Raw genomic sequence first — 15,724 nt, 5'->3', positions numbered from 1 at the left:
TTTTAAAAATTAATCTTTACATTAACCCCAAAACCTCTTGTAGAAGGAAGCTGTCCGTCTTCACCAAAACTCTGGGAAAGTTCTGAAGGATCAAAACGATGTTTATTATCCTTTGAGACAGCAATTAGCCACGGATTTCTGGCGGTCACTCCCACCGAAATATTGGAGATCCCTGTTTTGGTAAAAATAGATTTTGGAAGCTGGTAGTTTAATGCAATTTCTCTCAATTTGATGTAGCTTGCCGAGTGAATAAATGGTTCTGCAATTCTGTTCGCATGGAATTGTGTAAAATAATCGTGGGCTTCTACATATCTGTCCACAGGCTTTCCGGCTGTATCTACGCCTATCACACGAACACCTCCTCCATCTTTTACCGCATCTCTTACATTATGCCCTCTGTCATTCATTGCAGCGGTCTCTTCCAATAGCCCGCTGGAGCTCCCCCATCTTTCCGACAATGAGAAAAATTTGCCTCCTTTCTGAAAATCAATGGTAAAGCTTAAACTTAAACCTTTATATGAAAAAGTATTATAAAAGCCACCTGTAAATTCTGGAAGTATGCTTCCGAAAGCCTGGTTGGGCTCATATTCATACAGTCCTTTGCTGTTAATCACTGCATTCCCCGATGCATCTCTTTTAATAGCAGTACCATAAAGCTGCCCCCATTCCAATCCTTCTTTCTGAAGTATAGAAATATAACCAAATGCATTGGCGTCACCATACTGAATAGATTCCAGATTATCATTTACCTGTAGAACAGTGGATTTATTTTTTGCCCAGTTGACCGAAGTAGTCCAGCTAAAACCACTTTCAGATCTGAAAACCTCTCCGCTAAGGACCAGCTCTATTCCTTTTCTTGCAGAGCTGGCAGAATTAATCAGGATATCAAGAGCGCCACTGGATGAAGGCAGCGTTACAGGGATAGGTTCATCTTTTCTTACTTCGTCATAATAGGTTGCACCTAATGACAGTCTGTTTTTAAAAAATTTAAGATCCACCCCAAACTCTTTGTTTTCATTGATGGCAGGTTTCAAGTTTTTACTAATAATTCTTGTAGGATGCCATGCTGTCTGATATTGATTTGTTCCGACGGAGAGCGCCTGTTTTCCATTTCTGAATTCAGGATTTGTAAAGGTAGCGGACAAGTCGGCAGGGATCTGAGCAATACCGGCTCTCAATTTAAAATAGGTTAAAATATCATTTTTGGTTAACAGATTGTGTAAAAGTAAACTCATTCCCAGAGAGTAGCTCACAAATGAATTATCACTATTCAGATAAGCTGAATTAATATCATTTCTTACGGAACCATCTACAAAATAAGTATCCTTGAACCCCACTGATGCAGATGCGTATAAAGATTTATACTGCTGTTTGTAAGCATAAGGATCCGCTATAATAGGAATATTGGTGTTTCTAAAATCGTAGACGTCAGGCGTCAGTAAATATTGAGTTGTACCTGTTACGTCCATAAGCTGTGAGTTTCCGGTCCAGTTTCTGTTGGTGATATTACCTCCTCCGAAAAGGGAAATATCAAAATCACTTATTTTTTTCTGATAACTCAAACGGCCTTCATACTGGTCTTCAGTATATTGAGAATCCTGAACCCCAAAACCATTAAGCAACGTTAAATATCCTCCAGCCGGATCAGATCCTGTTCCTGATCCATTTTTAGACAATGAATAAGGCATAAAGTATCTGTTGATGGATTTGTTCTGTGTTCTGGAAAATGAAACCCTGGCAGTAAGATCATTAGTTATTTTATAAGAAGGAGCTACTGAAAGCAGGAGCGTATTCCGGTCTGTATAGTTTTTATAGTTTTTCATCCATGTATACGGATTGATCCAGAAAGCGGGTTTGGCAGTAAAAGTAGTTGGTGAATAATCATCAGGCCCCCACCAGTTCCAATTGGCATGATAACCAGCCGGTGTTAAAAGATTTTGTAGTTCTTTCAGTTTTTTAGTGTCTAAATCCCTACCAAACCACTGATTAAATGAACCAGAGGTCTGATTTGAATAACCATCGTCAAAATCACCATTTACACGGCCATCAGAAAAATTAACAACAGCATCTATGTTAAGCTTATCACTGAACTTATAATTCCCATTAAGATTAAAATAGTTGCGTTTTAAAGATGTATAGGGAGTAATTCCATTTTGATTCAGATTGGTAAAGGATAACCTTGCGGTAACGGCATCTGAACCTCCGGCAACCGAGACGGAGTTTTTAAAAGTCATGGCTTTGTCGTAAAAATCACGTACGTTGTTGGGATGTGCTTCATACTTGGCTGTTTTCCCAAAATACGGGCTGTCTTTCCACCAGGCATACCATGGAATGTAATCTTTACCATCAATTTTTGGTCCCCAGGATTCATCAGCGTAATTATTATCATCTCCCAAATATCTTTTCCCATCAAATATGGCCCATTCTGCAGGCATCGTATCCGGTTTAAAGACAAAAGTTTTAAAAGAATCATCACCGCCATACCCTTGCCCATACAAGTTCTGGTATTTCATAGTTCTGGCTACCACGTCTACAGTAGTTGTAGAATTCAGCTCTACACTGAGTTTACTTTTACTTCCTTTTTTGGAAGTCAACACAATCACCCCGTATTGTGCTCTTACTCCATACAGTGAAGTTGCGTTAGGTCCTTTTAGTACGTTCACAGATTCAACAATATCCATGTCTATTGTATTGGGATCCATTATTACTCCATCCAATACATAAATAGGATCTGCGTCACTCAGGAGGCTTACCGCTCCTCTAAGCCTTAATTTACCGGTTTCTCCCAGTTTGGACCCGGCCTGGCCATTCAACTGAACCCCTGCCACTTTCCCTACAATAGAGTTTTTAACATCTACATTCTGAGTAAGGTTCAGATCTTTGGCTTTTACAGTCTGATTGGCATAGGACAGGGATTTCTCATCTCTTTTAATCCCTAATGCAGTCACAACAATTCCTTCAATTTCCTTTGTATCAGCCGTATCAATCTTCTTTTTTTCCTGTGCATTGACAACCGTTATCGCCGATGTCAATACCACAATAAAAACACTTGTTTTGATTTTCTTCATATCAAATAAATTTTTCAAACAAATTTTGAAAAACTTTATCACAAACACAAAGAAATTTAAAAATAATAACTAACCATAAATTAATAAATTAAAAATATATCATAAATTACAATAAAATAGATTTAATTATGAATTTTTAACAAAACAAATTTAGTTATTGCTATTTTTTTTCTGATGGCAATATTATTTAATAATAACAATAAAAATAATACATAATGCACTTATAATCAATAATATAAATACAATTAAGAAATAAGCCATCACTTAACTTTCTTTATTTCCACTAGAATGACTTTTACTTCAAAATGAAAATAAAAGGGTATAAAAACAAAAAAACCGCCCGAAGGCGGTATAATATGAATGTTAATACGATGTGATTAATTTACATCCCAGAATAGTTTTGTTGTTGCTTTATCACCACCAATCTTAGCTGCAGCAGCATTTACGTTGGCACCGTTCAGAACATATTCCTGGTCAGAGTATGGCATTCTGTATGGCACAGATGATAAGTTAGATTTTGGAGGATTCACCAATACAGGGTTATCCAAACGTCTGGTAAAATTCCAGCTGGCAAATCCTTTATTGAACATAGCTATCCAGGCCTGTACTCCGATTGACTGCTTCCAGTTAGCTGGATTATAAGGGTTAGCAAGCAGATAAGCATCAGTAGTTAGATCGCTTACTCCGTTTTCCCTCATTGAAACTTTAACAGCAGCATTATAAAGATTTACTGCAGTATCTCCAACAGAATAGTTTCTTGCAGCAGCCTCAGCTTTAAGGAATGTAACTTCTGCCAAGCTTAATAAATTAGATGCTGTAGTTGCAGATCTGAAATAAGGGCCTAACTGGGAAAATTTGGTATAAGGATCATTCAATTCTCCGAAAACACCTCCTTTATAGCCACCTTCAAATTGTGTAAACCAGATACTCATTCTTGGATCTGATAAATTTTTCATTGTATTAATGACTAATTCACTAGGTAAAAAGTCATTTCTATTGGAAGCCACCAAGTTGTCAAATACAGGGCTTGAGAATGTATTTCCATCGTAACCAAACTTATACGCTTCAGCTTCTGAAGAAATAACCCCTCCCAAAACCGCTGATTCCACCGTAGCTTTTGCTAATGCTGGATCAACGTCGGCTAAATTCATTCCTAATCTTAGTTTAATGGAATTAGCAAATTTGATCCATTTTGTCATATCACCAGAGTAAACAAAATCTCCGGAAGTAAGTCCAGACACAGGTGCATATCCTTTAACCGTAGGTTTTATAGTGGCAATAACATCATTAATTCTTTTGATCAAATCAATATAAATTGTTTTAGCATCATCATACTTTGGAGTCAAAATTTCATCTGGTTTGAAGGTTTCACTGTATGGAATATCCCCATAAGTATCTACCAGGTTTTCCCAAATAAAAATTTCTTCAATTTCTAATGTTGCTAATTTATTAGTTCTGATATCTTCAGCTTCAACTTCATTTTTAAGATTGGTTTTTGCTTGTCTCAGATTATTAATACTGTAGACATACATTCTGTTAAAATGATTTCTAGGCTGATTTCTGGTAATCAGGTTATACTGAGTTTCATCCGGATACTGAGTTTCCGCCCATTGCTGTGTAAAGAATCTGTAATTATTGAAATTCACACTTGGGTTATCCATATAATAAGATGATTGATACATAGCTGTAGCCAACAGATTCTCAGATGGAAGAACTGACGGATGTTTAGGATCATCGTTAAGAGAGGTTAAATCACTTTGACATGAACTTAAAGCTAACCCCATACACGCAGACACCAAACTGATTTTTATAATATTTTTCATTTTTAAAGTAATTTAGAATTTAAATGTTACGTTAACACCAACATCTCTCGTAGTTGGCATGGAACCAATTGACCAACCATAGGAGTTAAGTCCTCCGCCTACCATTGCTTCAGGATCGGCATATGGTAAATTTTTATGAATAATCCACAAATTTCTACCCACAATAGAAATTTTAGCATCATAAATTTTAGTTCCTGCCAATAAAGACTTAGGAAGCATATATCCAATACTTGCCTCTCTCAGCTTAATAAAAGAACCATCATAAACAAATTCTCTTGCAGGCTGCGTTTTATATCCCATAGCACCATTATTATCAGCAAAAGGTGACAATCCGATATTGTTTGGGCTGCCATCAGGGAAAACTCCGGACAGAACAATAGGCTTGTCTCTGTAATCTCCTTCAGCTGTTTCTTTGTACAAACCTGAAGACAGACCATAGTACATATCTGTAGAGAATATATCTCCTCCTTTACGCATATCGATTAGGAAGCTAAAAGAGAACCCTTTATAATTAATACTGTTTCTTATTCCTCCAATCCAGTCTGGTGTAGTATTACCAATTATCTGGTTACCATTCTGTAAGTATTTACCTGTTTTAGGATCAATAACTTTCTCACCATTAAGGTAAGTATAATCAGCTCCAACAAGGGTACCCCAAGCTTCACCAACTCTTGCATTTAATGAAACTCCTCCCTGAAAGCTGTTCAACAATAGGTTGGTGATTCCAGGATAAAGACTTTTTACCTCATTCTGATTCTTAGACCAGTTTACATCAATGTTCCATGAAAAATCTTTTGATTTTATCGGAACCAAACCAAGCTGTACTTCAAAACCTGTATTATCAATTCTACCGGCATTGATCACTTTACCTGTATATCCTACACCGGAAGAAACCGGAAGAGCAATAATCTGATCTATTGTCTTTGTCTTATAGTAAGCAAAATCAACAGTAATTCTGTCTCTTAGGAAGTGAGCTTCAGTTCCTACTTCAAATTCTTTTGATCTTTGTGGTTTTAAATCAGGATTAGACTGGTTTAAAATAGGGTTATATACTCCTATACCTGATAGAATCCCAGCAGATCTGTAATTATTAGCCAGTTGATAAGGATCTGCTGTACCTCCAACCTCTGCATAGTTAGCTCTTAATTTCCAGAAATTCATCCAGTTTTTAGTGTCCAGAATTTCAGACATAATTAAAGCTCCTGTGATGGAAGGATAATTATAGACATTATGTGATGCTGGTAATGTTGAACTCTGGTCTATTCTCCAGGTTCCATCTAAATAAAATTTCTTAAAGAAATCGAATGAAGCTGTGATATATCCGGAATTGGTTTGTGTTATAGATTCGATTTCATCTGATGCTAAAGGTGCCTTTCTAGAGTTTGATAATGCATAAATACCGGCAACTACTAATCCTCCTTCAGTTGAAGCATATACAGAATTAACGTAATTTCTACGGATATTTCCTCCCAATACTCCGGAAACATTAATATCATCCGTAATATCAAATTTATAGTTGGCCATTAAGTCGTAATTGACTTCAGTTCTTAATACATCACGTCTTGCATACCCTGAACCAATTGAGTTATTTGACTGTCCGAAGGCCTGTGGCAAAGATCCAACAGCTAATCTGTTTTCAGCTAAAAGATTGGATCTGTCATAAGAAACCTTACCGGTAACAGATACATTATTCAACAGGTCGTAAGTTAATTGCCCATAAGTAAAACTTCTGTATCTTTTATCTGAAGTATAGTTCTGATACGCCTGGAAGTATGGGTTGTTCCAATAAGCAGGCGCTCCGTTAGCCGCAGTTTTTCTATTCCATGTAACATTCCCATAATTATTGACTGCACTGGCAATAGCAGGATCAACATTAGCAAAATAGGCTCTTTCCAGATCCTTAACATCTACGTTGGTTTGCCACCACTGTCTGAAACCTGTTACGGTATTATTAGAATATCCTGTGATACTTCTACCTGTAGTTTCCTGCAAAGTCATTGTAGAATAGAAAGAAGAATGCAACTTAGGAGTCAGATCATAATTCACCTTTAAAGAGAAATTATTTCTGGTAAGCTCAGAATTAGGCATCAGACCATCAGACATCATATTTTCATAGGTGAAACTGATATTTTTTCCTTTTTGCCCTTTTTCTAAAGTTATACTATTGGTAAATGTAGTAGGATTATTAAAAAATTCAATAGGCCCATTTTTAGCAGCGACCCAAGGGGTTGCTTGTTTGTAGTTTCGTGAAGTCGGATCAAAAGAATCCCACTGATAAACTAACAAATTAGGATCGAATTTTGGTCCCCATGATGCATCAGCTCCGAAGTTGGCATTATTTAAGCCATCACCTGCCTGCGTTCCAAATTTTTGAGCATACCCTGCACCATATCTTGTTTGATATTCCGGGAAAGTAGATTTATCAATAAAACCAACCTGCATGGCAGAAGAGAAAGTAACTCCCCAAGATCCATCATCTTTTCCTTTTCCATTTTTAGTTGTGATCACAATAACCCCATTCAGACCTCTTTCTCCATATAAAGCCGATGCCGCTGCTCCTTTCAGAACGTTGATAGACTCGATATCTTCCTGATTGATGTCTGATAATGCGTTACCATAATCCACATTTTTCTCCTGCGTATACGTATTGTTTACAGGCGATCCATCAATAACGATTAATGGGTTTCCTCCTCCAAGTGTTTTCACCCCTCTGATGAGTAGGTTGGCGGAACCTCCGAAATTGTTATTGGTTGTAACATTAAGACCGGCAACTTTACCGGATAACTGTGATGCGATATTACCTGTATTTGTAGTACCGTCAGAAAGAGCACTTGCTTTAATTTCCTGGGAAGCATATCCAAGAGACTTCTTCTCTCTCTTGATTCCAAGTGCAGTAACTACTACCCCTTCAATTTCCTTTGTTTTCAAGGTGTCTTTCTTTTCCTGCGCATGAGCCACAGCAATGGAAGAAGACAACACTAAGACAAGCAGACCTGCCGTTAATTTCTTCATATCAAATTTTATTTTTTATACCTCTACAAAATTGTAAAACTTTATTAAAAGCACAAAAAAAATCTTAAGATAACGTTAAAATTAAATTAAATTATTAAATTAAGTTAAAAATAATCGTTAAAATAAGTTAAATACAATAAATTAAAAACAAGATAATTTTTTTTAACAATAATTATTTTTCATAAAATATTGTGACTTTTAATGGAAAAATGACACATAAAAAGGGCCTTTAATACATTATTAACAAACTGATAACCAATAATGTAAATCACATTTAAATGAAAAAAAAAACTCACTTTTCACGGAATAAACAATGCGATGCATAATACTTATTTATTCATAAAAATTTCATTTTGAGTTAATAAAATAAAAAAACCGCCCGAAGGCGGTAATAAAATATATTAAAACTTGTTTTGATTATTTCAACCAGAATGGTGCATATTGGCTTGTCTTGCTATACATTTCAGTTAAAGCAGGATTAGGCACATTGGCTCCGTTAGCAATATACTCAGACTGTGGATACATTAATCTCACAGGTCTGTTACTGAAAGAAGCACCAATTGGCATTGGCGTAACAGGGAATCCTGTTTTTGTATAACCAATATAAGTTTCCAGTGGGTTAATGTTAGTTAAAGCAATCCATTTCTGATATTGGATACATTCTAGCTTATTAGCAGTAGCTGTCCACCCGATACCCGGTTTGGTTGCAATACCAGCCATATAAGTAGCTAAAGTTGTAGCTCCCGTAGTAGGCACAGCTAAGAAAGTGAATGAAGCAGCAATTCCTTCATCAAATCTAGCCTGTCCACCTAAACCACTCATTGCAGGGTAAACAACTGCTGCTTCAGCCTGTAAGAATTTAGATTCAGCAGCAGACATGATAATACCATTCTGAGCAGATCCGGCAGCTAAAGCAATATAAAACATAGCTGGACCTAATGTTGTAAAATCACCTTCTGTAAAAGTTCCCTCTTTTGGAGCACCTTGTACAAGTCCTCTAAAAGCTGCAGGAAGTGAAGGAGTTGAAGCTCCAGCAGCTGCAATACCATTATTTCTATACATTCTGCTTCTTCTTCCATCAACCACACCAGTAGTCCTAGAAGAAAGCCCACCTAGATCATCAAGGATATGCTTGGTTGCAAAATATAATCTATAATTCGCACTCAATTCACCTGAATCTACATCTCTAAGCCCAAAATTACGATATAAAGGGTTCTGAGAATTAGCATTTGAAGAAGAATATCCTGGATTAATAGTAACATCTGACGTAAGATAAGTAGCCGTAGTTGTAGGCATTGTAGCTAACTCTTGAGTTACCATAGTTTTAATACCAGCGTCAGTACACATAGATAGCCTTGTCAGAAGTTTAAGTTTTACAGTATAGGCCATTTGTAACCATTTTACCATATCCCCTTGCATGATAGGATCCTGAGAGTTGTTTCCAACAGCCGTTGATGGAAGTGTCGCTCCAGCATTCATAGAAGCAATTGCTAAATTAACTTCTGCTACAAGAGCTTTATAGATATCAGCACCTTTATCATATTTTGGAGTAAGATTTGCCTGTCTTCTGAATGCTTCAGAATAAGGAGCATCATTATACAAATCGACAATTGTCTGCATATAGAATGCTTTCATTACTCTAGCAATAGCTATATATCCTCCATATTTATTTGTTGTGTCCGGATAGTCAATTATAGATTGGTAATTTGAAACCCCTCTATAATAATTATCCCAAATTCCATTATAAAAAGTAGAGGTTGCCTGCATTTTCATTTCCTCATCCAAAGGTGCAGCATAAAAATAATGATTTCCAACCCAGGCATTCATCATCGTATTCCCCAGTCTGTTCGCAAGCCCACCTTGAGTTCTGTAAACTACTGTTTCAGCAGCAGATAAACGTTCAGCCGGCGTAATTTGATTTTCGTAAGCGTTATTTTCATTTTTGTTAACATCAAGATAGTCTGTACTACAAGAAGTTGCAGTAACCATCAGGAAAGATGCCGCTATGATAGTTTTTAAACCTATATTTTTCATTTTGATCTATTAAAAATTAATTGTTGTTGTTACACCAATAGTCTTTATTGCAGGATACTGATTGACTCCTGTAACACCTTGGTTGTTATTAGAACCTATAGAAGTTTCCGGGTCTGCATATCCTTTATTTTCTTTTGCATATTTATAGAAAAGGTTTCTTCCGAATACACCAATGGTGAAATTGGTTACTCCAAGCGCTTCTCTTGCACTCTTACCAAATGAATAGCTAACACCAAGCTCTCTTACTTTGAAAGCAGTAGCATCAAGAACAAAGTTTTCAGCAATATTACCGTATACCTGTCCGTAATAAGTAGGAAGTCCATTATAATCGTCCCCTCCGGATTTAATATCTGTATTCGGTACATATTGTCCGCTGGCAGCATCTAAGTAAACAGAATTTGGAATAATATATCCTCCCTGTGTTCTGTCAAATGATGCAGACTGCTCCAGGTGTCCACTAAATGACATTCCCTGCATAGCCCCTGCATAAAACACTCCTCCTTTTCTGTAGTCCATTGTTGCAAAAGCACTCCAGTTTTTGTAACGTATGTTTGTACTGAAATTGATTGTATAGTCAGGTGTAACTTTACCTAGCTTAATGAAGTTATTAGTAACGAAAGGGTTACCATTTTCAGGGTTTACAATAATTCTACCCTGATCATCTCTCATATAGCCCGTTCCCATCAATTGAGGGAAGTCTTCTCCTTTGATAGCATATACCCCAATATTTCCACCTTCGTAAATAGGTACATTAGCTTGCCCCTCGTTAAGAGCTGTAATCCTCTGCTGAACTTTACCAAAAGCAACTCTAGCATCCCAGCTGAAATCACCTCCTTTAAATGGATCAATTCCTAATGAAATCTCATATCCTCTGTTTCTTAAATCTCCAATGTTACTGATTTTTGAAGAAATCCCGGAAGCACTTGAAGCAATCTGGTTAGAGATCAGATCAGAAACATCACTTTGATAAACGTTCACGTCTAATGTTAAAGCATCTTTGAAGAAACCAAGACCTAAGTTAAGTTCTTTGGAATTTGTAAATTCAGGTAAAACTCCGGAAATATTTGAAGGGTTAGGGTTATTAACAAAACTTAAATTTCCATTGAAAGGATATCCTGTTCCCAGAACTACAGTTTGTTCGATTGCAGAAACTGAAACCGGGTCATTTCCAATTCTTGCCCAAGAGCCTTTAATCACAAATCTGCTGAATGTATCACTCTCTAAACCGTCAAATGCTTTCAATGGTAAGAAAGAGAAACCTGCAGATGGGAAGAAATAAGAATACTTAGCACGTAAAGCCTCATCTGAATTCAACAGTTTAGAAGACCATTCCTGACGACCAGTGATGTTAAAGTGTAAGTAATCTTTATAGGCAATATCTATATCAGCAAATACACCCATTTTTCTATCTAAAAATCTGTCATTATTTAAATTGTAAGGTGTACTTGGATTTGCTAGGTTCCATATTTGATAAATACCTGGTAGCTTAATTCCTGTACCACCGGCAGAAGTAGTTTTGATATAGGTTTCCTGTACGTTATACCCTAAAGTACCATTCAACCCAAAATCTCCCCATTTGTAATCAAAATTCAATTTAACATCATCATAAATATATCTTCTGTTGCTATTATTTTGAGAAATAGATGAAGTTTGTGCAGAAGGGGCAACAGGAGCATAATTATATCCGTTCGTACCATTCACCCAACCGTCATTCCAGTTTAATACATCAGATGTAGTTAACTGTAATGAACCTGTGTTTTGAAGACTGATATGATCGTTAAATTTATAAGAAACAGATAAAGTACCATTAATTAAATTAGTTCTGGTATTGTTTCTTTCATGCTTCATAGTCCAATATGGGCTGGCATAATACATGTTCCATCCCCAAGGCGTATCTGTTCTATTTCTAAAATCTACAATAGGAATTTCAGTTGAAGCTTGTAAAAGATTACGGTAAAGTCCAGGGTTTGTAGTACTTGTAGACTGCGAAGAGTATGAAAGTGATCCATCAACATCCCATCTGTCTTTTCTAAACCCTCCTTTAAACATTGCAAAAGTCTTCTTATAAGTATCGTCTTTTACAATAAATTCTTTATCAACCCTGTTAAGAGATAATGCAGCATAAGCTGTTTCACTACCTGTAGAAATTGTCACAGAGTTATCATATGTTGTACCTGTAGTAAAGAATTCTTTAACGTTATTTTTAGACCTAGGAGCATAAGGACCATAGATAGCAGCAGCTGCATCGTCTGCAGGAATATCTCCATCCGGGTTAATTGCAATTCCACCACCATTTACATCATAACCTGGTAAACCAATTGCTACATTTTGTCCTGCATAAGCAGGGTCAGAATAAGCAGGCCCCCAAGCACCATTCTCAACGTGTACTCTGTCTCCATACCATCCTTGTCCATATTTATCCTGACGGTAAGGAACGAAAGCCACATTATCAAAACTTATGTTACTATTTACAGTAATATTAACTTTTTTACTTCCTAAACCTTTTTTAGTTGTAACAATAAGGGCTCCATTCAAACCTGCAGGTCCATAAACCGCAGCTCCCTGGGTACCTAACATAATTGTTACCCCATCAATCATGTTAGATGGCATTTGCTGATAAACAGAAAGACTGGAAATAACCCCATCAATTACCACCAATGGAGAAGTACTTCCATTAATAGTTCTAGCTCCTCTTAATTTAATATCATAAGTACCATTAACACTAGAGTTCGTATTATTAATCTGCATGTTGGGTGCTTTTGCCGCCAAAGCCTGAATTGCATTTGGGCTACCTGCCTGCATCAATTGCTTACTATCAAGTAACACAACAGGGTTGGTCTGAGCATCAAGAGTTTTTTTCTTGTTTAGAACACCAGTAATTATTACCTCACCGATTTTCTGCGTTTTAGTGGAATCCCCTTCTGTCTGCTGTGCATTTACCACACCAAAAGAAGATGTAAGAACCACTAGCAAAACGCTTGTTGTTAATTTCTTCATGTTTAAATTGATTATTTTTTTATTGATTGCAAATATGTGAAACTTTCTTAAAATCACCAAATAATTCGTTAAAAATATTTAAATCCATGAAAAATACAATATAAAAAATCACAATATTTAAAAATCTAACACCAAAAAACCAATACTACTAAAAATCACGCAAAGCCCCTAAATTAAACATAATTCACTCATTGCCTCTAAATGAAGCAATATATACAATCAATAATCAATACATATGAAAAACATACACAAACAACCAAAATGCAATTTTTACTAATTTTACATCTTATTTATGATAGGATATAAACAAACTCATGGATTTATTAAAAAAATGGACAGACCATTACATTGAAGCCGGATGCGATGAAGTAGGAAGAGGTTGCCTTTGTGGTCCGGTAGTGGCTGCGGCAGTTATTTTGGATGACAATTTTCAGCAAAACCTTGTCAATGATTCCAAAAAGTTAACATTCAAAACAAGAATGGAGCTCGACAGTTATATTAAAGACAATGTAAAGAACTACGCCATTGCAGAGCTTCCTCCTTCATTCATTGATGAACACAATATTCTCAATGCAAGTATTCATGCCATGCATCGTGCATTGGATCAATTAACCATAACCCCAGAGCTTATTTTAGTAGACGGAAACAAATTTCATCCTTACAATTTTATACCTCATCAGTGTATCATTAAAGGAGATTCAAAAGTATTGTCTATTGCTGCAGCTTCCATTCTTGCGAAAAATTACCGGGATAGACTAATGATAGAACTTCACGAAGAACACCCCGAATACTGCTGGAATACCAACTTCGGATATGCTACAAAAGCTCATCAGCAAGCCTTAATAAAGTATGGGCCCACAAAACATCACAGACAGTCGTTTAGACTGAAATATGATTAATCAGGATATCATCATTTTCTGAAAGAATTCAATACAAAAAAAGAGAAGCAGATGACTGCTTCTCTTTTTATATGATAAGTAACTTATTGTTTTACTTCTTTTTGTTTTTCTGGCTTTCCTGATATTTCTGCTGCTCCTGAGCTTTCTCCATCATTTCTCTCATTCTCTTCTGGAACTTACCTTCAGCTTTCGGCTTTTCTTTATTGGCCTGAATCTGTGCATGAATTTTCTTTTCATCCAATATCACATATTTAATAACAAGGATAATTAAAATGTTAATCGCGTTGGATACAAAATAATACCAAGACAGACCTGATGCAGAGGTATTTAGGAAGAACAGGAATGTAATCGGGAAGATATACATCAACACTTTCATATTTGGCATTCCTTCCTGCTGTGGCTGCTGCATATTTCCTGAGGTCATTACTGTATAGATTAAGATAACAATAGTACAAGCTAATGCAAAAACACTTAAATGATCTCCTAAGAAAGGAATCTTAAACGGAAGTTTAATTAAATCATCATAAGCGGTCAAATCTTTTGCAAACCAGAATCCTTTCCCTCTCAGATCAATAAAGTTCGGGAAGAAACGGAATAAGGCATAGAAAATCGGAATCTGAACAAGTGCCGGAAGACATCCCGCCATTTGATTCACTCCTGCTTTTCGGTAGATTTCCATAGTAGCCTGCTGCTTCTTCATAGGATCAGCATCTTTCAGCTTAGCGTTTACTTCGTCAATTTCAGGACGAATTACTTTCATCATCGCACTTAATTTATGCTGTTTGTACATAATCGGCGATAAGATCAGTTTTACAATGATGGTCATTAAGAAAATCACCCAACCTGCGGTAAGTCCCCATTCTGCAATGATATTATACATTGGCATAAAGAATCCACGGTTCATCCATCCGATGAAAGACCATCCCAACGGAAGGATTTCATCAAAGTTTTTATCATAAGATTTCAACAGAGGTAAGTCAAGCGGCATAAAATACCAGGTAAAATCCTGATTCAGCTCACTTCCCGTCATCTGTACAAATCCTTCAAAATTAAGTTTCTTCAGATATTCTCCTTCTTCAATGGCTTCCTGGTTTCCTTTACTCTGTGTAAAACCGTTTTTAGCTTCAATCACGGAAGAGAAAAACTGCTGTTTTACACCAATCCAGTTAAGGGTTTCTTTTTCCTCATTCATTTCTGTTCTTCCGTCATAATCATAATCTTTATAATTATTGAAAGCATATGAGAATTCTGAGTGAGACTGTTCCTGTGCTCTACCTTTCTCCAGATTTCTTACACTGTAATCCCAGATAAAGTCTGCTTTATTGTCGGAAGTAACCGCAGCAAGGCCTTTTGTTCTTACTTTAAAATCAAGGGTGTATTTTGGAAGGAGAGTATAAATAAACTCAATAACAGCACCATTATAGTTAGCCGTCATCGTTAGTGTATTTCCATTAGCAGCAGGTGTAAAAACTAAGTCTTTAGTATTGATTACTTTTCCTGTCTTATCCTTAAACTGAAAACCATAGTTGGAGTTCTTTTTATCAATCAGATAAAGCGGAAGATCTGCATTGTCTGTTTTATGATTGTATGCTTTATATTCTGAAAGCTGTACTTTAGAAACCTGGCCGCCTAAGCTTGAGAATTCCAAATTCAGTTCTTTGCTATTCAAACGGGCTGTCTGAATGGCTCCAGGAGTTACATTTGGATTGATATTGCTTGCCTGAGTCTGTTTTACAGCATTTTTTACCTGCTCGATTTTCTGTTCCTGAGCTTTTAACTGCTCTTCTTTCGACTGTTTGTTCTGGAAATAGAACATAAACCCGAAAAGAACCAAACATAAAACCGCAAAACTGATCATTTGACTTTTATCGATTCCGTTGTTTTGTTGCAT

General features: G+C 36.4%; 7 protein-coding genes. 1 reads left to right on the top strand and 6 read right to left on the bottom strand.

The window, feature by feature from the left end; genetic code table 11:
- Positions 1-2: 2 nt before the first annotated feature.
- The 5 genes from ACM46_RS20745 to ACM46_RS20725 form a co-directional block, all read right to left on the bottom strand.
- Positions 3-3,068, bottom strand: coding sequence for a SusC/RagA family TonB-linked outer membrane protein (locus ACM46_RS20745; protein WP_048508575.1), 3,066 nt, complete (start codon positions 3,066-3,068; stop codon positions 3-5).
- 377 nt (positions 3,069-3,445) lie between these two features.
- On the bottom strand, positions 3,446-4,891 hold the full coding sequence (locus ACM46_RS20740; RefSeq protein WP_048508574.1) for a SusD/RagB family nutrient-binding outer membrane lipoprotein: 1,446 nt from the start codon (positions 4,889-4,891) through the stop codon (positions 3,446-3,448).
- Between the two features lie 12 nt (positions 4,892-4,903).
- Positions 4,904-7,903: a SusC/RagA family TonB-linked outer membrane protein gene (locus tag ACM46_RS20735; protein ID WP_048508573.1), complete on the bottom strand. Its 3,000-nt coding sequence runs from the start codon at positions 7,901-7,903 to the stop codon at positions 4,904-4,906.
- Positions 7,904-8,320: 417 nt separating this feature from the next.
- On the bottom strand, positions 8,321-9,937 hold the full coding sequence (locus ACM46_RS20730; RefSeq protein ID WP_048508572.1) for a SusD/RagB family nutrient-binding outer membrane lipoprotein: 1,617 nt from the start codon (positions 9,935-9,937) through the stop codon (positions 8,321-8,323).
- 9 nt (positions 9,938-9,946) lie between these two features.
- The gene (locus ACM46_RS20725) at positions 9,947-12,934 is read right to left on the bottom strand and encodes a TonB-dependent receptor domain-containing protein (RefSeq protein ID WP_048508571.1); all 2,988 of its coding nucleotides are present in this window, start codon (positions 12,932-12,934) and stop codon (positions 9,947-9,949) included.
- 314 nt (positions 12,935-13,248) lie between these two features.
- On the opposite strand from ACM46_RS20725, the gene ACM46_RS20720 reads away from it, so the two are divergent.
- Complete coding sequence (locus tag ACM46_RS20720; RefSeq protein WP_048508570.1) at positions 13,249-13,833, top strand: ribonuclease HII; 585 nt, start codon at positions 13,249-13,251, stop codon at positions 13,831-13,833.
- A gap of 91 nt (positions 13,834-13,924) precedes the next feature.
- Here the strand turns inward: ACM46_RS20720 and yidC are convergent, their stop codons facing one another.
- Complete coding sequence (gene yidC, locus ACM46_RS20715) at positions 13,925-15,724, bottom strand: membrane protein insertase YidC (protein ID WP_048508569.1); 1,800 nt, start codon at positions 15,722-15,724, stop codon at positions 13,925-13,927.

This window comes from Chryseobacterium angstadtii (assembly GCF_001045465.1).
GTDB classification, from domain to species: Bacteria; Bacteroidota; Bacteroidia; order Flavobacteriales; family Weeksellaceae; genus Chryseobacterium; species Chryseobacterium angstadtii.
Note: the sequence above shows the minus strand (reverse complement) of the source record. Positions and strands in the feature narration are given on the sequence as shown.

Coding starts and splice junctions, on each gene's coding strand:
- ACM46_RS20745 (WP_048508575.1), bottom strand. CDS start 3,068: ATGAAGAAAATCAAAACAAGTGTTTTTATTGTGGTATTGACATCGGCG.
- ACM46_RS20740 (WP_048508574.1), bottom strand. CDS start 4,891: ATGAAAAATATTATAAAAATCAGTTTGGTGTCTGCGTGTATGGGGTTA.
- ACM46_RS20735 (WP_048508573.1), bottom strand. CDS start 7,903: ATGAAGAAATTAACGGCAGGTCTGCTTGTCTTAGTGTTGTCTTCTTCC.
- ACM46_RS20730 (WP_048508572.1), bottom strand. CDS start 9,937: ATGAAAAATATAGGTTTAAAAACTATCATAGCGGCATCTTTCCTGATG.
- ACM46_RS20725 (WP_048508571.1), bottom strand. CDS start 12,934: ATGAAGAAATTAACAACAAGCGTTTTGCTAGTGGTTCTTACATCTTCT.
- ACM46_RS20720 (WP_048508570.1), top strand. CDS start 13,249: ATGGATTTATTAAAAAAATGGACAGACCATTACATTGAAGCCGGATGC.
- yidC (WP_048508569.1), bottom strand. CDS start 15,724: ATGCAACAAAACAACGGAATCGATAAAAGTCAAATGATCAGTTTTGCG.